General features: G+C 33.4%; 17 protein-coding genes and 1 riboswitch. Of the genes, 10 read left to right on the top strand and 7 right to left on the bottom strand.

All coding sequences use genetic code 11. The features are described from left to right. Positions 1–274: 274 nt before the first annotated feature. Together MHH85_RS12375 and MHH85_RS12370 are read left to right on the top strand one after the other, a co-directional pair. Positions 275–1117 (top strand): CAP domain-containing protein, encoded by an 843-nt coding sequence (locus tag MHH85_RS12375; protein WP_340708166.1) that lies wholly within the window; start codon positions 275–277, stop codon positions 1115–1117. A gap of 138 nt (positions 1118–1255) precedes the next feature. Then, positions 1256–2035: an ABC transporter ATP-binding protein gene (locus tag MHH85_RS12370; protein ID WP_340707308.1), complete on the top strand. Its 780-nt coding sequence runs from the start codon at positions 1256–1258 to the stop codon at positions 2033–2035. A gap of 64 nt (positions 2036–2099) precedes the next feature. On the opposite strand, the gene MHH85_RS12365 is transcribed toward MHH85_RS12370, so the two are convergent. Beyond that, positions 2100–2282 carry a DUF4083 domain-containing protein gene (locus MHH85_RS12365; RefSeq protein WP_340707307.1) on the bottom strand — a complete coding sequence of 61 codons (183 nt, stop codon included), beginning with the start codon at positions 2280–2282 and terminating at the stop codon, positions 2100–2102. 233 nt (positions 2283–2515) lie between these two features. Continuing rightward, positions 2516–2693: riboswitch (cobalamin riboswitch) on the top strand. Positions 2694–2915: 222 nt separating this feature from the next. On the opposite strand from MHH85_RS12365, the gene MHH85_RS12360 reads away from it, so the two are divergent. Beyond that, entirely contained in the window at positions 2916–4724 is a 1809-nt protein-coding gene (locus MHH85_RS12360) for an Ig-like domain-containing protein (protein ID WP_340707306.1), read from the top strand. Positions 4725–5235: 511 nt separating this feature from the next. After that, complete coding sequence (locus tag MHH85_RS12355) at positions 5236–6093, top strand: patatin-like phospholipase family protein (RefSeq protein ID WP_340707305.1); 858 nt, start codon at positions 5236–5238, stop codon at positions 6091–6093. Between the two features lie 136 nt (positions 6094–6229). Here MHH85_RS12355 and MHH85_RS12350 read toward each other — a convergent pair whose 3' ends face one another. Continuing rightward, positions 6230–7321, bottom strand: a complete 1092-nt coding sequence (locus MHH85_RS12350) for a DNA alkylation repair protein (RefSeq protein ID WP_340707304.1) — start codon at positions 7319–7321, stop codon at positions 6230–6232. Between the two features lie 133 nt (positions 7322–7454). Next, positions 7455–8873 carry a GGDEF domain-containing protein gene (locus tag MHH85_RS12345; RefSeq protein WP_340707303.1) on the bottom strand — a complete coding sequence of 473 codons (1419 nt, stop codon included), beginning with the start codon at positions 8871–8873 and terminating at the stop codon, positions 7455–7457. A 243-nt stretch (positions 8874–9116) separates the two neighbouring features. Between MHH85_RS12345 and MHH85_RS12340 the strand changes: the two genes are divergently transcribed. The 3 genes from MHH85_RS12340 (at position 9117) to MHH85_RS12330 (ending at position 12006) form a co-directional block, all read left to right on the top strand. Then, positions 9117–11099: a site-specific DNA-methyltransferase gene (locus MHH85_RS12340; protein WP_340707302.1), complete on the top strand. Its 1983-nt coding sequence runs from the start codon at positions 9117–9119 to the stop codon at positions 11097–11099. A gap of 75 nt (positions 11100–11174) precedes the next feature. Continuing rightward, the gene (locus tag MHH85_RS12335) at positions 11175–11330 is read left to right on the top strand and encodes a hypothetical protein (protein WP_193739163.1); all 156 of its coding nucleotides are present in this window, start codon (positions 11175–11177) and stop codon (positions 11328–11330) included. Positions 11331–11523: 193 nt separating this feature from the next. Beyond that, complete coding sequence (locus MHH85_RS12330; RefSeq protein ID WP_340707301.1) at positions 11524–12006, top strand: GNAT family N-acetyltransferase; 483 nt, start codon at positions 11524–11526, stop codon at positions 12004–12006. A 111-nt stretch (positions 12007–12117) separates the two neighbouring features. On the opposite strand, the gene MHH85_RS12325 is transcribed toward MHH85_RS12330, so the two are convergent. The 3 genes from MHH85_RS12325 to MHH85_RS12315 all read right to left on the bottom strand — a co-directional run bounded on the left by MHH85_RS12325 (position 12118) and on the right by MHH85_RS12315 (position 14468). Further along, the gene (locus tag MHH85_RS12325; RefSeq protein ID WP_340707300.1) at positions 12118–12846 is read right to left on the bottom strand and encodes an amino acid ABC transporter ATP-binding protein; all 729 of its coding nucleotides are present in this window, start codon (positions 12844–12846) and stop codon (positions 12118–12120) included. A gap of 15 nt (positions 12847–12861) precedes the next feature. After that, on the bottom strand, positions 12862–13524 hold the full coding sequence (locus MHH85_RS12320) for an amino acid ABC transporter permease (RefSeq protein ID WP_038189810.1): 663 nt from the start codon (positions 13522–13524) through the stop codon (positions 12862–12864). 110 nt (positions 13525–13634) lie between these two features. Next, positions 13635–14468, bottom strand: coding sequence for a transporter substrate-binding domain-containing protein (locus MHH85_RS12315; RefSeq protein WP_340707299.1), 834 nt, complete (start codon positions 14466–14468; stop codon positions 13635–13637). A gap of 234 nt (positions 14469–14702) precedes the next feature. Between MHH85_RS12315 and MHH85_RS12310 the strand changes: the two genes are divergently transcribed. Beyond that, positions 14703–15437: an SH3 domain-containing protein gene (locus MHH85_RS12310; RefSeq protein ID WP_340707298.1), complete on the top strand. Its 735-nt coding sequence runs from the start codon at positions 14703–14705 to the stop codon at positions 15435–15437. Positions 15438–15489: 52 nt separating this feature from the next. Here the strand turns inward: MHH85_RS12310 and MHH85_RS12305 are convergent, their stop codons facing one another. Further along, complete coding sequence (locus MHH85_RS12305; RefSeq protein WP_340707297.1) at positions 15490–15984, bottom strand: DUF1648 domain-containing protein; 495 nt, start codon at positions 15982–15984, stop codon at positions 15490–15492. A 155-nt stretch (positions 15985–16139) separates the two neighbouring features. Here MHH85_RS12305 and ade point away from each other — a divergent pair, with 155 nt between their 5' ends. Both ade and MHH85_RS12295 read left to right on the top strand, forming a co-directional pair. Next, positions 16140–17891, top strand: coding sequence for an adenine deaminase (gene ade / locus MHH85_RS12300; RefSeq protein WP_340707296.1), 1752 nt, complete (start codon positions 16140–16142; stop codon positions 17889–17891). A gap of 397 nt (positions 17892–18288) precedes the next feature. Continuing rightward, a complete protein-coding gene (locus tag MHH85_RS12295; RefSeq protein ID WP_340707295.1) occupies positions 18289–18621 on the top strand; it encodes a GNAT family N-acetyltransferase in 333 nt (110 codons plus the stop codon). Positions 18622–18722: the final 101 nt, after the last annotated feature.

Raw genomic sequence — 18722 nt, 5'->3', positions numbered from 1 at the left:
GGAGGATAAAAGAACAGTTTAAAATAGTAGTTCTATGTATCTGTAAGATGTTGAAAAATTAATAATATCAAACTATTTTTGGACTTTAAGAGCATAAAAAATTGATAATATGATATAGTGAGTACGAATTGTAGTCTATACGATTCTTTTTTTATTGATATTAATAAAACGACTATATTTTAATGTCGAACTCTCCGAAAAGAATATTGAGAGTGTTAATTTCATTGGAAATATCGTTTTAAAAATTAGGTTTGGAGGAATTAAGGTGAATAAAATGCTGAAAAAACTAAGTGTCATTTTCATGGCGATGATCTTATTAGGTAGTTTAGCTAGCCCGATATATGCTAAAGCAAGTACTTCAAAAACAAAACAGGTAACACTAACTGAAAAAAGTAGGTTGTTTACTAAGCAAGGTGGATATGGAAGAAAATCTACAGTTGCTGCAAAAAAGAAAGTAACGATTATAAAAACAACTAAAGACAAATGGATGCAAACAAAAGATAAAAAGTGGATAAAGAACGGTTTCACTGGTGATTATATCTATCTTTCAAAAAAAACAACAACATATAAAAAAGAAAAAGGATCTAAATCATCTACAAAGCTTGCAGCTGGTATTTATAAAGTGAGCGTTGCCAATACAAATGGTTGGATTAAAGTTAAAAAAGGTAGCAAGACATACTGGATTAAATCTGGAAAATTTGTCGACAGTTACATTGATTTAGGAAATAAAAAAATGCAAGATCAAATAGTTACTATTTTAAATAAAGAACGTGCAAAAAAGAATTTGAAGCCTTTAAAGCAAGATCCAAAACTTACAAAGTTGGCGATAATTCGTTCATTAGATATGGAGAAAAATCGTTATTTCAGCCATACAAGCCCAACTTATGGAAGCTGGTCTAACCTCCTAAAAGGATCAGGTTATAACACAAATGCTTCAGGAGAGAATATTGCAGCAGGTTATCCAACAGCAACAAGTTTCATGAAGGGGTGGATGAATTCTCCTGGCCATAAAGCAAATATTCTATCACCAAATTATCAAAAAGTTGGAATAGGTATTGTGGTCTCTGGTAAAGGCACTCAATATCCAACATATGGAACACAAATTTTTGCTAAATAGCCATACAACCCCCTCTTGTCCAAGAACATGAGGGGGTTTACTATTTTGACAGCTTCTGAACCTTATTCTCTTTTACTATCTCTTGTTTTATGAATATTCAGTTATAATAAAGTGAATATATATAAAGGGGTTTTCGATATGGTATTACATATGAAAGAGGTATGTTTAAAAAGAGAAGGCCAATGGATTCTAGAAAATATTAATTGGCAAGTAGAAAAAGGAGAGCATTGGGTACTTTACGGTTTAAATGGCGCTGGCAAATCAGCTTTGCTGAATATGCTCTGTTCTTATTATTTTCCGACTAAAGGTAGTTTAAAAGTAGTAGGAAGGACATTTGGGAAATCTGTTTTAGGTGAAGAACTTAGAAGGAAGATTGGCCTCGTATCTTCAGGACTTCAACAAAAATTAAATCCCTATGATAGTGCATTTGAAATCATTCTTTCAGGTGCCTTTGCTTCAATTGGTTTATATGAAAAGCCAACACCAGCCATTCGAGAAAAGGCAATAAGCATATTGAAAAAACTAGGGAGTATTGAATATGCTGATCGTGATTATCAAACTTTATCGCAAGGTGAAAAGCAAAGAATATTGATCGGTCGTGCATTAATGGATGATCCAGAGCTACTCATATTAGACGAACCTGCGACAGGGTTTGACTTCATAGCAAGAGAACAATTGTTAGAAACCATTGGTGAAATTGCAGCTTTAGAAAATGGACCAACTATAATATATGTCACACATCATATTGAAGAAATTCTACCTGTTTTCCAGAAAACATTATTATTAAAAAAAGGACAGGTATTTGCTTCTGGAAGTACAGTGGATATGCTAACAAGTGAAAAACTTTCTTCATTTTTTGATATTCCAGTAGAAGTTATTTGGCAAAATAATCGTCCATTATTATCGAAGTTGAATTAAATTAAAAACTAGCTGATAAATCTTATATTAGATTCGGCAACTAGTTTTTTATAACGAATAATAATTATTTAGATTGTTTTTCCAATAACATGATAATCCTATCCAATTTTTCATTTAGTTCGTTAGATTCATTCTTTGGTGTTGTATTTATAATGATTCTTCTAACAAATAGCATAAAAGAAATCGTACCTAATAAAATTAAAGCAATGACAACAAAAAGTATAAGCATATCTCCAAAATTAGCCATCTAATGCCTCCTTTATTAATACTATTAATATAGTATTATTTTCTATTTTAACATGTTTATTAGGAGTCATGGTGGTCATAAAATGATAGAGTAAATCCAATTTTGAGATTAAGATATATACATTCCTTTTTTGATTTATGTAATTATTTGATGTGAAATGGATAAAATATCAAAAATAAATCATTATTTAATAGATTAATTTTTAATATTATGATAAATTGATAGTAAGTGAATATTGTATGCCAGAATTAGGTGTAGTACATACATAAAAGGGAATTCGGTGAAATACCGAAGCTGTATCCGCAACTGTAAATGCTGATGAAATAAGGGAATACCACTGTTTTATACGGGAAGGTCCTTAAAGTAAATTGATGCATAAGCCAGGAGACCTATCTAATTCAAAGCGTATATCTACTCTTCGGAATAAAGTGAGATTACGGCAAAACAATCTATATTAGACAATACTGTTGTCCTATATTTCTTTGTATTTATGCTATTTCTCTATGGAGAAATAGCTTTTTTCATTGTTAAGAACTTTTAAATTTCATCAATAAGTGAAAGTTATATAGTCGATTAGCATGAAAAAGCCGAATTCCGAATCCAATAAACCTTAATAAAATCGGAGGAATTCAAATGTTGAAACGTTCATTCAGTATGATGCTAGCTTTTGTTATGCTACTTTCATTACTATCGCCGTTTACTGCTCAAGCTGAAAGTATTACTGTAGTAAACAATGACAATGCATCTCAAACAACATCACCACAAGTAATCAAAGAAAAACTAGTGAACTCACTAGAAAAGGCAAAACAATATTATATTACTAACAACCAAACTATTAGTTCTAGGGTAAATAGTTCACACAGTGGCTACTGGTCATTATCCGCAATGTATGCATTAGGTATGGATATTAAAAACTACAAATGGGCAGAGGGCTCAGAAGTTACAAACGAAAAATCTTATTGGGTGAAACCTAAAACGGCTGCTTCAAGTACTTCAAATGAAGATGCAGGTACTATTATAGGCGCCTATATTCTAGGGTTAGATCCAACAAACCTTGGACAACGCAACATTGTTGAAGATTTACAAAACAAACAAAAAGCTGATGGTAGCTTTTTTACTGCATACGGTGAATCTTGGGCATCAATAGCGCTAGGATTAGCAAATGCAGATTATGATAAAGCCAAACATTTAGAAGTGATTTTAAAGAAACAAAATAATTCAGGATTATTCTCTGGATTTGGTTCATCTGATGATTTAGATGTAACAGGTTGGAATTTAACTGCATTAACGTTATTAAATAATGCTGATAAGACCAATGAAACAATTAACGAGTCAATTAAAAAAGCAGTAGATGGTATTCATGCAAAATATCAAAAAGATGGTTTTGTAGATAATACAAACTCAATGGCAAGTATTATTATGGGACTAGCTACAGCTGGAGAAGATTTAACAGCTAACAAATGGAGCTATGAAAAAGACGGTAAAAAAGTTAACATCCTTGAAAAAATGATTGATGATTATCAATTAGAAGACGGTTCATTTAAATGGATGATTAGAGACACTAAAACAAACTTAATGGCTACTGAACAAGTAATCATTGCGTTAGAAGACGCATTGAATGGAAAATCAACATTTGCAAGATTAGCAGCTGGTGAAATACCAGATACAAATCCACCAGTGGAAAATCCAGATACTGAGGGCCCAACTGAACTTACAGTGGGAACAATTTCAAACAAAACAACTTCCGTAACAGGAACAACAGAAGCCAATGCAACAGTTTCAATTTACAATGGAACTAAATTACTTGCATCAACGAAAGCTAACAGTAAAGGAACTTTCACGTTAAAGATTCCTGCGCAAAAGGCGAATGTGAACTTAGTAGTAAAAACTACTGATGAAACTGGCAATGCTGGTGTAACAAAAACAATAACTGTATTAGATAAAATTGGACCAACAAAACTTACAGTAGGAACAATTTCAAACAAAACAACTACTGTAAAAGGGACTACAGAAGCTAAAGCAACCGTTTCTATTTATAAAGGCTCTAAACTACTTACATCAACAAAAGCGAGTAGCAAAGGTAACTATACTCTGAAGATTGCAAAACAAAAAGCGAACGTAAAATTAGTCGTAAAAACGAAAGATACAGTAGGTAATAAAGGCGTATCAAAAACAATTATAGTAAAAGATAAAATTGCACCGAAAAAACCAACAGTATCTAAAATTACATCGAAAACTACAAGAGTAAAAGGTAAAACTGAAGCAAAAGCAACAATTACAATCTACAATAGTAAACACAAAAAAATTGGCTCAGCTAAAGCAAGTAGCAAAGGCAATTTCAGTGTGAAAATCAAAAAACAAAAAGCAAATACTAAACTATCAATTTACGCTAAGGATCTAGCAGGAAATAAAAGTAGCAAACTTAGCGTGAAAGTGAAGTAATGGTCATGTGAAAAAGGGCAGTCCCAGAAGTCGGTATAAACCGGCCTTTGAGGGCTACCCTTTTTCTTTTTATTTGGATCTATCTAACTTGATTATTGTTTTGAATAAGCTTAAATTACCTAAATACAAAGGGTTTTTGAAATATTTACAGAATAATTCTCTTAGTGAAAACCTAAAAGAAGCTGATTATTTGATTACCATTTTAGAAAACATTAAGGATTTTGCCTTTTTATTAATATTCATTTCAAGCGCTATTTATTGTAGGTAGCTTAAATTAACTAAGTGGAAAAGAAAACTTTCTAAAGGCGAGATGACAATGTATCTAATTACATCTATTGCAATTCCTGTTTACGCAGCTATTTATATGCTTCTTCTTCTGGGAACATAAAATATGTTGTGCTATCTTATATTTGGCAATTACATCAATCAGAGTTTGAATTTAACCTCGTTTAATTCTAAGTGATAGTGATATGATAAAATAATAATAGAAATATAGTGAGAGAGTGATTCAATGCAGGTCAATGTGAAGGATACAAGTTTAGTGCTTGAGGGTGGGACATTCCGTACGTTATTTACGTCAGGTGTACTCGATGCTTTTTTAGATGAAGAGATTATGATGCCACATGTTGTAGGTATTTCGGCAGGGGCTATTAATGCCTGTTCGTATGTATCGGAGCAAAAAGAGCGTTCACTTCGCGTCCTTGTTAATTATCGTCATGACAAACGCTATATTGGCATTCGTAATTTTTGGCGAGAAAGAAGTTTATTTGGATTAGACTTTGCTTACAATATAATTCCAAATGAGTTAGACAAATTTGACTGGGATAGATTCCAACAATTCGAGGGAACAGTAAAATTTGGTGTAACAAATGCGTATACAGGGGCCATAGAATATATGGACGCACTTGAAATGGATAAGGAATGTACGTTATTGCGCGCTACTTGTGCGATTCCAGTATTGTTCCCAGAAATTAAAATAAATGATATTCCATACTATGATGGGGGATTAGCGGATCCAATTCCTATTCAGCATTTAATAGACGATGGTTTTGAAAAGCATGTGCTTGTGTTAACTCGACCAAAAGGATATCGAAAAGTAACTGATCGCCAAAGTAAATTAGTCATGAAGCTCCTTCGTAAACGATATCCCAATTTAGTGAAAAGCATGGAACAACGTGTGGAGCATTATAATGCCTCGCTCGATTATTGTGAACGCTTGGAAAAAGAGGGAAGAGCTTTTATTTTCAGGCCAGATGCACCGTTAAATAGCTTCGAAAAAGATTTAACCCAAATGCGAGCAAATTATGATATGGGCTATAAGAAAGCCGCAAAACAAATGGATGAATTAAAAGCATTTTTAAATATATAAAAGAGCAAAAAAACAGATTCTCAGTTACGAGGATCTGTTTTTTTATTAAAAGAAATTATTAATTAATAGTCTAAAGTATAATTGGCTATGCGTGTAAATAATCAACTATGAGTATAAGAAAGTATTGAAAAAAATCCTAGTTTTTTTCTTCCGTCAATAAAAACTCAATTCCAGTCATTTCTACGCCATTAATAACGATTGCTAGTCGATGTCCACCTGGATAATGCTTTCTAGTAGATAGCTGTTTAAAGGAATGGCTTCTAGTATAAGTATATTCACCAGGTAGATACGTATTTTCTGTTATCTTAAAGAGCTTTCTACGTGTTATACCGTTTGCTTTCATAAAATCAATGCCATACTCAATCCTAAGTTTTGCTGCATCTGTAGTGGGATTAGTAAACATAAACTTAAATGTTAACGCTTCCCCAATAGCTAATTGATCTGTTGAAAGGTTAAATTCTTGTAATTCAATAATAGGATTGTTATGGAATCCGAATAATGCGAGTGTAGTTGGGTCTGCTTGTCTAAGAAGTGTTCTACAAGCATGTTTGATGATCCAATCTGTTTTAGGGTTATGACCTATCCAATTCTTACCTAAAGACTTTACTAATTCAGGATGATCCTTTGTTATATCATTTAAATTATTTGCTACACTTTTACGGACATATTCACTTTCATCTGCTTTTAATAACTCTAGAATAGGAATAATGGGAGTAGGGTCTTTTTTAAACATTTTCAAAGCTGTGCCCCAAGGAAGGCGCGGACGACACCCTTCACTCGCCAATCTACGCACATGCTCATTTTCATCTCTTGCCCATTCTTCCATAATGGGCATCATTTTCTCCGGATCTTTTTCAATAAAAGGGCGTACAGCAAACTCGGAACTGGATGTAAGTGTAAAGAGTTTTAATGCTTCAATTGAAGTTTCCCAATCCGATAAACCATAAGCTTCTATAAAATCAGGGAAAAATAAGTACTCAAAACCTTTGCAATCAGGAACAAGTCGACTTAAGACAGCGATAGCATCTGGATAAGTAGGGGGTAAGGTAGCCCTTAATGTATGAGTAATATGTCGAGTTCGTTGTTTTAACTCGCGTTGTTCCCATTCTTCATCAAATAAAAGTGTCATGAATTGCTGTTCATTAAATGCTGGATAGACGCTTTTTACCTTCTTACAAAATTGATCAAAAAAAGCTTTATTATAAACATCTTTTAGTAGTTCTGCCATAATTCTTATTACTCCTTTAAAAAAGATAATACGTTCAATAAAAAAATAAACTTCTGACTCAAAACTGAATTAGAAGTTTAAGTATACCTTATTTTGAAAAGTGGTATGAAGTAGTGATGCCTTTAATAAAAGTTCACTCGTACTGCCTAATCTGATTTCGTCCATTTTCTTTTGCGTTATATAATGCGATATCTGCATTTTTGAAGATTTCATGGAAAGAAGTAACTTCACCTTTAAGGTTGGTCGCCATGCCCATACTAACTGTAAATGTAAGTATAGAATCTTCTATAGGAATCTTCATGGCAGCTAATGTATGATTAAGAGTATTTGCAAATTCCATTACTTCAGTGGATGTTAGGTGACGGAGTAAAATGACAAATTCATCACCACCAAAACGAGCTGCGAACGTTGTTTCTAGATTGGATAATTCTTTGCAAGTGTTTGCGACTAGCTTAATGACATCATCGCCAATTAAATGGCCATATTGATCGTTAATTGATTTGAATTTATCGATATCAAATACTAAACAAGTAACATTCGATTTTTCATTTGCTGCTTCTAATAACCACTTTTTTGCTACGTTTTCTAAATGATAACGATTATAAATATTCGTTAAGCCATCTAAGTTGGAGCGTTCTTGAATAGCTGCCACACGATGTTGAATTTCAAGCTGAAGGGTTGTTTTATAAATAGCGGCTCGTTTTAATTCTTGTAAAATATCAACGTATTCTTTGTAATAATAATAACCGTCTTCAAATTGATTTAACCGTTCACAAAGCTCTATTAACAGTGAGATAATTCTAATTTTAGCGGCTAAATTTCCTGCCTTTGACGTTAGTTCTTTGCAAGTAGTTGCGGCTTTGTAACTTACTTCAAATTGACCTTTTAAATAATACAACTCTCCGACATATTGATAATAAAGGATTTGCCACTTGATTGAATTAGAGTCGTCTAAACAAGCTGATAATGTGCTTAAATACTTGGTAGCATCATTTACTAGATTTAGTTTTAACGATGCCTCAACAAGGTTACATAATGCTTGAAACGTTAGCTGAGGAATATCCGCATGTTTTGATAATGCTAAATCCAACCCTTGCAAAGCATATTCATGAGCCTCGTCATATTTTTGCTCCGCAATCGCAACCTTGCTTAAATTACAAAAACAATTGCTCATCATATCAGTAGCATATAGCTTTTTTGCTAAATCCATATTTAATATTATTGTTTCCCGAGCTTTTTCCCAGTTCTCATTATATTCATAAAGAAAAAATAGAAGAAGATAAAGGTTTTCTTTCTCTTGGTCACTCAGATCCTCTTTGTTTTGTTGACAGTACTCATCGAATAAAAAGGTATAGTGGAATGCATTTTTTAGATCAGCCAATGCATGGTATGAAATTGCAAGGTACATATAGCCATAACGAATACTAATCCGATCTTGTTGTAACATCGCTTTTTCAACTAGTTCATGCCCGAATTTAATAGTCTCTAGAAGTTTTCCGGATAGATAAGTAGCGTGCGTTGTATTTTTTAGTTCTTCAATTGTTAAAAGCATTTACACAACCACCTTTATATTAACTCATTAGAAAAATAGAACAAAGGTCAGGGGAAAAAGTACTTAAGAACTATTTTAACCTATATGTTTAAAAAATGTCAGCTAATAACTAAAGATTGTAACAAATAGGAAAAAACATATATGAGCTTTGTTTGAATAGTTAATATAACAATGGGAATATACTGTCAAATAGAGAGTTCTTGTAATTGCAATAGTTGTACATACATAAAGGAGTGCATTTATATGGATAAACTAGATGGCCAAACTTTTCATACTGTACAGCACAATATTGAAAAAATGAAAGAGCTTTTTCCAGAAATTTGTACAGAAAATAAAATAGACTTTGCAAAGCTTCAATTGTTATTAGGTGAACAGATAGAAACTGGAAAAGAACGGTTTGATTTTACATGGAGTGGTAAAACAGAGGCGATCCAATCAGCTCAAAAGCAAACGACAGGAACTTTAAGACCTGATATCGCAGGGAGTTTAGATTGGGAAACAACAAAAAACCTTTATATTGAAGGTGATAACTTAGAAGTTTTGCGAGTACTTCAAAATAGTTATCATAATCGAGTAAAGCTTATCTATATTGATCCTCCTTACAATACGGGAAATGATTTTGTTTATAAAGACAACTTCCGTGACCAGATGAAAAACTATAAAGAACATACAAATGAAAGTTTAGAATCGAATGCAGTAACAAGTGGAAGAGTTCATACAGAATGGTTAAATATGATGTATCCGAGGTTGAAAATTGCCCGTAACTTATTGTCTGATGAAGGAGTGATATTTATCTCTATCGATGATAATGAAGTGGATAATTTAAAACGTATTTGCAATGAAATATTTGGGGAAGAGAATTTTGTCACGACCATTGTAGTCAAAATGTCTGAACCAACAGGTGTAAAAATGACGCATGTTAAAAGAAAAATTCCTAAATTAAAGGAATATGTACTTTGTTATAAAAAAAGAAATGTTACATTTGAAAAAATAAGAATCCCTAAAAGTACATGGGATAATGAATATAAAACAATTCTCACAAATATTAGTAAAAAAGAAATAGAAGAATTAAAAGCTATTCGTGATAATGAAGATAGAACAATAGAAGACATTAAAAAAGGTGATGCCATTTTAGCAAACATACAAATGGTCCCAGTTTCTGAATTTGCTAAAAAGAACAATATTGAAAAAAGAGATCTTGCAGGATTCTTGTTTACTAATGCTTGGAGAATTATTAGAACCGTTTCAGTGGCGGCTAGTGCAAAAACTATTGCTGATGAAAAGAGAAAAACAAATCACAATCAAGCATTTGTAATAACTACACCAAACAACAAGCTGTATTTTATAAACAATCACTATAATACAACTGTAGAGTCACCACGTATTAAAATACTCTTTGCCGATGATTATTTGACCGTACATCCTTGTGATTTCTGGGCAGATATTAAAACAACCGGTTTAGATAAAGAGGGATTCGTAGATTATCGAAACGGTAAAAAACCTTTAAAATTAATTAAAAGAATTTTGAGTATGGTCGCTTTAAAAGACGATGATATAGTGATGGATTTTTTCTCTGGGTCAGGGACGTTTGGTGAAGCGACAGTACGATATAATATTGAAAGTAATTTATCCCTGCGTTATATACTTGTGCAAATTAATGAAAACCTTGAACAATTACAAATGAAATTATCTAGTGAAGCTAGAAGAGACACAAAGAAACTTATAGATTATTTAAAGAGCGTTGGTAGAAAGCCGTTATTATCTGAACTTGGTAAAGAGCGGTTGGTATGTATGAAAAGGGAGATACATCATTCCACACACCATGATTTAGGTTTTAAAAATTTCAAACTAGATACGACGAATTTAAAAAAGTGGGAAGAGTACCTATCAAATGTAGAACAGATGCCTATAAATTTAACTCAACCTGTGAAACAAGGAAGAAGTGAAGAGGATGTATTATTTGAAATACTTCTCAAGCAAGGAATAGATATAGTACTACCGATTGAACGATTCATATTAGGTGAATGTACCGTTTTTTCAGTCAATGGAGGCACAGTATTCATCTGTCTTGAAAAGGACCTATCACTAGACCAAATTAATATCTTAGCAAGCAAAAAACCTAACCGTATGGTACTCTACGAAGATTGTTTTCAAAATGAAGAAGTACGTAACAAGGCACAGCAAATATTAAATCAAAATGGTGTAGAAGAAGTTCTAGTAATATAGCTAGGTATTAATCTGAAACCAATAATCCTCTTTATCCGTATAAATAGTAATTAAAAAGGAAAGCCGGGATAAATAATGGATAATCAATATGTAGTCGGTTGGGGTACTCTTATGCTCATAAATGCAGGTATTGCACAGGGGAAGAATCGTTCAGGATTCAACTGGTTTCTACTATCTTTAATTTTAGGGCCAATAGCTACCCTTGCATTAGTACTTATGGATAAAAAATAAATGAAGTGAATAGATTGCTTGTTTAACATGTTGCAGATTTTTCTAGAAAGTACACCACAATACTAGTTGTGGTGTATTTTTTTGTTTTAAAATCTTTGTTATATCCATCAATAAATATAAAGTCGGAATATTAAATTTATTCTCTGTGTTAAAATGATAAAAGTAAAAATTAGAAAATGGGGATGATACATTGTTGAATGAATTAGTTATAAAGACATTTAAAGAAAGTGATTATCCAGCAGTAATTAAATACTGTTTACCTGAAGAGCAAGAAATTTATACTTCGTTACCAATTGATGTTATCGAGGAATTTAAGAGGGATCAATATAATCAGCCATTTAGTGTAGTTTATGAGGGGAATTTAGTGGGCTGTTTTGCACTATATACGAATAACAGAGGAAATATATATACGAATAATGAAAATAGTATTATTTTTAAATCATTCTCTATTGACTCACGTTTCCAGAGAAAAGGATTTGCTCTAAATGTATTGAAATTATTGCCTACAATAATAAAACAGCACTACCCTGAAAAGAACGAGATTATTTTAACAGTTCATCATACAAATATCGCAGCAATTAATTTATACATAAAAGCTGGATTTAAAGAACAAGAATTAAGATTTGAAGGTGAATACGGAGAGGAAATAATATTCCATTTTGATTTGACCGTTTAAAATAGTAAGAAATCTAAACTGTTTTATAAAAAGGATGGATAAAGGTTCTTTGCTTTATCTATCCTTTTATATCTTTTAATATAAATTACAAGATTATTTGGTGTATCGATATTAGTGATTTAAAACTTTTGATAAAAATGTCTTTGCACGTTCAGATCCAGGGGCAGTGAAAAACTTTTCAGGTGAATTGACTTCTACAATTTTTCCTTCAGCCATAAAAACAATTTTGTCGCATATTTCGCGTGCAAATCCCATTTCATGTGTCACAACAATCATCGTCATTCCTTCCTTAGCAAGTTTCCGAATGGCATCCAATACTTCTTTTACCATCTCAGGGTCTAGTGCAGAAGTAGGCTCATCGAAAAGCATGATTTGTGGATCCATTGCCAAAGCTCGTGCAATGGCCACACGTTGTTGTTGTCCACCTGAAAGATGAGAGGGATGGACATGTATTTTGTCAGCTAAGCCAAGGGAACTAAGTAACTCAGTACCCATTTTTTCTGCTTCAGCTTTTGCCATTCCTTTTACTTTAATAGGAGCTATTGTGACATTTTCAAGCGCTGTTAAAAATGGGTACAAATTAAAGCTTTGAAATACGAAACCGATATTTGTACGGGCTTTATTGATATCCGTTTTTTTATCATGAATCGAAGTCCCATCTACTATAATTGCCCCACTATCAATTTCTTCAAGAGCATTGATCACTCGGATGAGAGTGGATTTTCCTGCACCACTTGGTCCTATTAATGCAATCACATTTGATTTTTCTACCTCTAAGTTAATATCTACTAAAACTTGATTATTGCCAAAGCTTTTATTAACACTGTTAATGGAAATCATGCAATCAGTCCTTTCTTAATACTCGCTTTTTAGCCAATGTTTTTCAAACTGTCGTATGATTAGAGATAATGTAAATGTCATTGCAAAATATAACAGAGCAACGAATGTCCATATTTCAATGTAACGATAGGAGATAGCGGCTAGATTTGTCGCCTTTAATGTTAAGTCTACAGCTGAAATGGTTGAAACAAGAGATGAGTCTTTAATAAGAATGATGAATTGCGATGCCATAGGAGGTAATGTTTTTCTAAAAGCTTGAGGCAATATGATTAAACGCATTGCTTGAAAATTGGACATGCCTGATGAACGCGCAGCTTCCATTTGTCCTTTAGGAACAGATTGAATTCCCCCACGAACAATTTCTGCAATAAATGAACCAGAGAAAATAGCGAGAGAAACAATAGATCCCCAATAAGCACCCAGCTTTAAAAACTGACCCAGAACGAGATGAATCCAAATCAATATAACAAGAAGGGGAACACCACGCATAACTTCAACATATACGGAAGAAATAAAACGAATGATAGGATTTTTTGATATCCGACCAACTCCAAAAAGAATCCCAATAGGTATAGCAAATAGTAAAGATAGTGCTGAAATCTCGAGCGTCAAATACATCCCTTTAAAAAAGATATCGAGATTATTTGTGATAACACTCCAATCAGGTTGATATCTCATAGTGTAGGAACTCCTCCATTGATATGACTTATATAAGGACATTAAAATGATTGAAGATCTTATACGTACAAAGCATAAAATAAGATCTTCAAAGTATTAGACATAACCTATTATTCTGCTTCTACTTTTGTATTAATATCTCCGTACCAATCATCACTTTCAAACCAGTAAGAACGTGAAGCTAACTCCTGCGGTCCACCTAAATAACTATAAAGGAATGAATTTAACCATTGAACTGTTACTAAATCATTGTGAGCTACGGCAATACCTAAATTTTCTGCAGAAATATTCTCATCTAAAATATGAGATTTTCCATTTTGCTTTTGCCAAATTCGGACTGAAGACTCGTCATAGATAACGGCATCTAATTGACCTGATAACATTGCTAAAGCCGCAGCTGGCATTTCTCTGTAATCTTTGAATTCTGCATTTTTGAAGTTTGCTTTTGCAAAAATTTGGCCAGTGGTTCCAATAATAGTTGCGATTTTCTTTCCTTTTTTATCAAGTTCTTTCCAAGATTTTGTAGTCGTATCTGTATCAGGTAATAACATAACTTGCTTAGTTTGATAATATGGATTCGGGAAACTAACAGACAGAGCACGGGGGCCAGTAATTGTCATTCCTGAAACGATCATATCAATTTCACCAACTTGCAATGCAGCTATTAATCCATCAAATGAATATTCTTTAAATTCTACTTTTACATCTAATGCCTTCCCAATTGCTTTCGCGGTATCGATATCATAACCTACAAACTCGTCTTTCAAATTGACCATTTCAAAAGGTGCATATCCTGTAGCAGTACCAACAACCAATTTTCCAGCCTTCTTTACACGATCAATTGTGGACTCACCTGCATTACCAGCCTTATTACTGTCGCCACCACCACATGCTGTTAAAATCATACTCGTTAGCAATAGCAATATTATTAAACTCTTTTTCATCCTTTCTCCTCCTTTCAATTAAATAGCTATAACTAGTAAATCTTTAAACTCAATATATGGAGAGCAAGGTAGTAAATATACCAATTAAAATAGTAAATTTAATAGTTGGTAGAAAATTCTGTTTATTAAGATTTAAAAAAATGATTAAATTGGATATTTTCGGGTACTTAGTTTTATATAATGGTTTGTATGGAAGTAATAGGTTTTTGATCTGAATAGGAGGAGAGTTCCAAAATGAAGCGGTCTAGATATATATTGGCTATTGTGATTTTAATCAGTAGTGTATGTTTCATTAACCTGCCGAAGATAGAAGCAAAAACAAGTTTCACGACACAATATGTACAAGCAGATGTATTAAATGTTCGTATGAAAGCTACAACAAATTCAAAAAAGTTGGGTCATTTAAAGAAAAATGAGACAGTGAAAGTGATTAGCACCTCAAAAGGTTGGTCAAAAATTCAATATAAAAAAGGAACAGCATATGTTTCTGCCTCCTATCTAAACTCTAAAAAAGCTGTGCAAAAAGTGACGGGGGATTTGCTACCTAAAATAGGGAAGTATACTTACAAAAATTACGAAGAGAATATCTATTATGGAAAGAGTAGTGAAACCTATGTAAAAGTAAAAGGCGGTGTTAAAGCAAAGTCAAAAAATGGATTGGATACGTCGTATTTGGAAAATAGTAAGTACTTCACATATCTATCTCCAACCGGGCATACAAGTTTTCGACTGAATTACCCATTAACGAAGGGAAAGAAATGGAAAAATGAGCAAGATGAGGTGCAAATCCAAGATGTAAATATGTCAGTTAAAACTGCAGCGGGTTCTTTTAATGAAGTTGTCAAAGTTCGAATAGATCATAAAATCTATGATACGTATTCCCATTACTACATTGCTCCAGGGAAAGGGATTGTCTTGTGGAAACTAAACGGTAAGAAAAAATTCCAATTGGCGAAGTATACAAAGTAAGAAAATACAAAAAAGCTCAAGCCGAATTTGCATGGCTTGAGCTTTTAAACTATTATCTGAGCTTGAAAAAGCGTACGACAAAGAAAATAATCGTACCGAATAAGATAGCAAGGAAAAGTGGCATCTCATAGACACCAAGTAAACTATCACCACCATGAGCTACTTGCACATCAGTCCACATATTAAATGCGAAAAACAATAGAATTTCATTTTTCACAAAATTTAATAGTAACATGGAATTCTTATAAAGCCTTTCTGTATTGTCAGCTGTTAATGTACTATAGTTATGCAAATGTGGTTTTTGCTCCAGTACATGACAGAATAACCATAATACTACTCCTATAATTGGTGGTAAAAAGAACATCCATCTCGGGCCCCAGTCATCTGGTACACCCAATGCATTATAATGTGTTGGAACTTCAGAAGGTAGACTAGACCATTGTGTAATTCCATAAATAATTGCTACTACAAATAACCCAATTGCTAAAATATCAAATGTCGTTCTCACAGCAGAACGGGGAATAGTTATTTTGGGTTGATTGAACATGTGATAACCCCCTTTACTTGTTTACGAACGAAGAAAGAGAAAGTTTCATAATAATTACTAAAATACTCCATTTTTAACATTAGTAATTATTGTTGCAAGTATATTTATGGTATAAATATAAAAAGGTTACTACAGAACAATTAGGAGGTATCTTGATGAATCCCCAAATAACTAGTAGGCAACGCAGAATTTTATGTTCACAAAAGAAAGTAAAAGCTGATTTTATATTACGAAATGCTCAGGTAGCTGATGTATTCAACTTACAATGGAGAATGGCTGATGTTGTTGTCTCAGAAGAATACATTGTGGCAATTGATCCTGATGGTCAATTTGAAGCAGAGCATGAAGAAGATGCGCAAGGAAGATATGTTATTCCAGGCCTTATTGACGGTCATATCCATATTGAATCATCGATGTTAACGCCATCTGAATTTAGCTGTATTTTACTACCACATGGAATTACGACGGTGATTACAGATCCACATGAAATTGCTAACGTCTCTGGGGTAAATGGGATTCAATACATGTTAGATAATGCTAAAAATGCAGCGATGGATATTCATGTAATGCTACCATCGAGTGTCCCTTCAACATCATTTGAAAATTCTGGAGCAGTGTTAGAAGCTAAGAATTTAGCGCCATTCTTAACTCATCCAGATGTACTTGGTTTAGCTGAAGTTATGGATTTTCCAGCCGTATTAGAAGCTAATGAAAAGATGCTTGCAAAAATTGAACAAACTGAATCTACTAAGAGAATTATCGATGGCCATGGTGCGGGATTATCCCCTCAGCAAATACGAGGATATCGTGCCGCTGGTATTCAAACCGATCATGAATGTGTAACGGCAGATGAGGCTAGAAATCGTGTGAAGCAAGGTATGTATGTACTCATTCGTGAAGGTTCTGCAGCCAAAAATCTTCGTGCATTACTACCTGCAGTAACACCGACAAATGCTCATCGCTTCCTATTTTGTACAGATGATAAACATCTTGACGAACTCATGCAAGAGGGTAGTATTAATTATGACATTGCACTCGCAATTGAAGAGGGAATGGAACCGCTACAAGCAATCCAATTAGCCACACTTAATGCAGCCAATTGCTATCAACTACTACATAAGGGTGCTTTAGCGGAAGGATTTATTGCAGACTTTATTCTACTCGAAGATCTCAATAGTTGTGAGCCAAAAACTGTATGGAAAAATGGCAAAAAGGTTGCAGAACATGGTCAGATACTACAAAAGAAGCAAAGAGAAAATTATGTTCCAACTGATATTCTGCAATCTGTTAATATTCCCGCATTGACTGAATCCGATCTGGCGATTCCTTTTATTAAAGGCTCAAAAGCGAATGTTATTGAAATTCAACCAAATCAGATTATGACGACGAAGTTGATAGCTGATGTTACTGTTGAAGATGGTGTTTTCATACCCTCAGTAGAAAATGATATGTTGAAATTGGCTGTTATTGAACGTCATCATCAACTTGGGAATATTGGTCTTGGTATCACACATGGCTTTGGACTTCGAAAGGGAGCTGTTGCGACTACTGTTGCTCACGATTCTCACAATGCACTTGTGCTAGGAACAAATGACGAGGATATGTTACTTGCTGTTGAAGCATTGCAGAATATGCAAGGGGGCTATGTTGTTGTAGCAGAAGGACAAATATTAAGTGCTCTTCCTTTGCCAGTTGCAGGGCTAATGACAGATCAACCAGCTCCTATTGCAAAAAAACAACTGTACGAATTGCATGAAGCATTATTACAGCTCAACCCAGATTTAGACTTTCATCTATTTCTGACACTATCGTTCATTAGCTTACCTGTAATACCAGACATAAAACTAACAGATACCGGATTATTTGATGTAGTAAATTTCAAACACATTGCTGTTGAAGTAGAGTAGACTATCAAAAAAGCTAGTTTGAATAATAATTTGTTTTATTACATGAGTAGTTGATTGGAGCGTAGCGACGAAGCGACTTGGCGCCCGCCCGCGGAAAGCGTCCACCGTAGCGGAAATCAACGGTCTTATATATTTATATTTATTTAAAATAAAAAAGCTATATATAAATCTAGATTTTTTCGAGTTTGTCTACAGTAAATAATTAAATTGGGGGCTGCTGCCAATAATAAATACCTATTTATAATTTTACTTATGAGTTTATATAAGTGACGTCAAAATTATGATAGGAGTGTAAGAATGGTAGAATTAAATACTAAAAGACTAAAACTAATTCCATTAAATCCAGAAAACTTTTGAAGAGCTTAAACTAGCTCTGAAATTCAGGCTATCAAAAGTAATGGAAAATCAGCAAGATTATATATGGTGCACCAATTGGCTAATTATATCGAGAGATAATAACTGTACAGTTGGTGGTATCATGTTAAAAGGTCGCCCAAATGAAGATGGTGAAGTAATTATTGGTTATTACACTCTTCCTCAATATCAGGGAAAAGGCTATATGACTGAAGCCGTTAATAATATTAAAAGTTGGTTGTTAAATCAGCCTGAGGTTAGGTTTGTGATAGCAGATACTGATAAAACCAATATTGCTTCACACAGGGTGTTAGAAAAATCTGGAGCAGAAATCTATAAGGAAACGGAAGACCTCTACTTCTGGAGGTTTTTTTAAAATTCATTGCAAGATTAAGAAGCTAAGAGCCAGCATTTTTATGCTGGCTCTTTTATATTGGGAAATAACATATATCACGTTCGTTAGACTAAATTTGTTTA

Origin of the sequence: Viridibacillus sp. FSL E2-0187 (genome assembly GCF_038006425.1) — a bacterium.
Classification (GTDB): domain Bacteria; phylum Bacillota; class Bacilli; order Bacillales_A; family Planococcaceae; genus Viridibacillus; species Viridibacillus arvi.
Note: the sequence above shows the minus strand (reverse complement) of the source record. Positions and strands in the feature narration are given on the sequence as shown.

What these genes read in the sequence shown, in the direction of transcription:
- MHH85_RS12375 (WP_340708166.1), top strand. Translation starts at nt 275, where the DNA reads ATGCTGAAAAAACTAAGTGTCATTTTCATGGCGATGATCTTATTAGGT.
- MHH85_RS12370 (WP_340707308.1), top strand. Translation starts at nt 1,256, where the DNA reads ATGGTATTACATATGAAAGAGGTATGTTTAAAAAGAGAAGGCCAATGG.
- MHH85_RS12365 (WP_340707307.1), bottom strand. Translation starts at nt 2,282, where the DNA reads ATGGCTAATTTTGGAGATATGCTTATACTTTTTGTTGTCATTGCTTTA.
- MHH85_RS12360 (WP_340707306.1), top strand. Translation starts at nt 2,916, where the DNA reads ATGTTGAAACGTTCATTCAGTATGATGCTAGCTTTTGTTATGCTACTT.
- MHH85_RS12355 (WP_340707305.1), top strand. Translation starts at nt 5,236, where the DNA reads ATGCAGGTCAATGTGAAGGATACAAGTTTAGTGCTTGAGGGTGGGACA.
- MHH85_RS12350 (WP_340707304.1), bottom strand. Translation starts at nt 7,321, where the DNA reads ATGGCAGAACTACTAAAAGATGTTTATAATAAAGCTTTTTTTGATCAA.
- MHH85_RS12345 (WP_340707303.1), bottom strand. Translation starts at nt 8,873, where the DNA reads ATGCTTTTAACAATTGAAGAACTAAAAAATACAACGCACGCTACTTAT.
- MHH85_RS12340 (WP_340707302.1), top strand. Translation starts at nt 9,117, where the DNA reads ATGGATAAACTAGATGGCCAAACTTTTCATACTGTACAGCACAATATT.
- MHH85_RS12335 (WP_193739163.1), top strand. Translation starts at nt 11,175, where the DNA reads ATGGATAATCAATATGTAGTCGGTTGGGGTACTCTTATGCTCATAAAT.
- MHH85_RS12325 (WP_340707300.1), bottom strand. Translation starts at nt 12,846, where the DNA reads ATGATTTCCATTAACAGTGTTAATAAAAGCTTTGGCAATAATCAAGTT.
- MHH85_RS12320 (WP_038189810.1), bottom strand. Translation starts at nt 13,524, where the DNA reads ATGAGATATCAACCTGATTGGAGTGTTATCACAAATAATCTCGATATC.
- MHH85_RS12315 (WP_340707299.1), bottom strand. Translation starts at nt 14,468, where the DNA reads ATGAAAAAGAGTTTAATAATATTGCTATTGCTAACGAGTATGATTTTA.
- MHH85_RS12310 (WP_340707298.1), top strand. Translation starts at nt 14,703, where the DNA reads ATGAAGCGGTCTAGATATATATTGGCTATTGTGATTTTAATCAGTAGT.
- MHH85_RS12305 (WP_340707297.1), bottom strand. Translation starts at nt 15,984, where the DNA reads ATGTTCAATCAACCCAAAATAACTATTCCCCGTTCTGCTGTGAGAACG.
- ade (WP_340707296.1), top strand. Translation starts at nt 16,140, where the DNA reads ATGAATCCCCAAATAACTAGTAGGCAACGCAGAATTTTATGTTCACAA.
- MHH85_RS12295 (WP_340707295.1), top strand. Translation starts at nt 18,289, where the DNA reads ATGGAAAATCAGCAAGATTATATATGGTGCACCAATTGGCTAATTATA.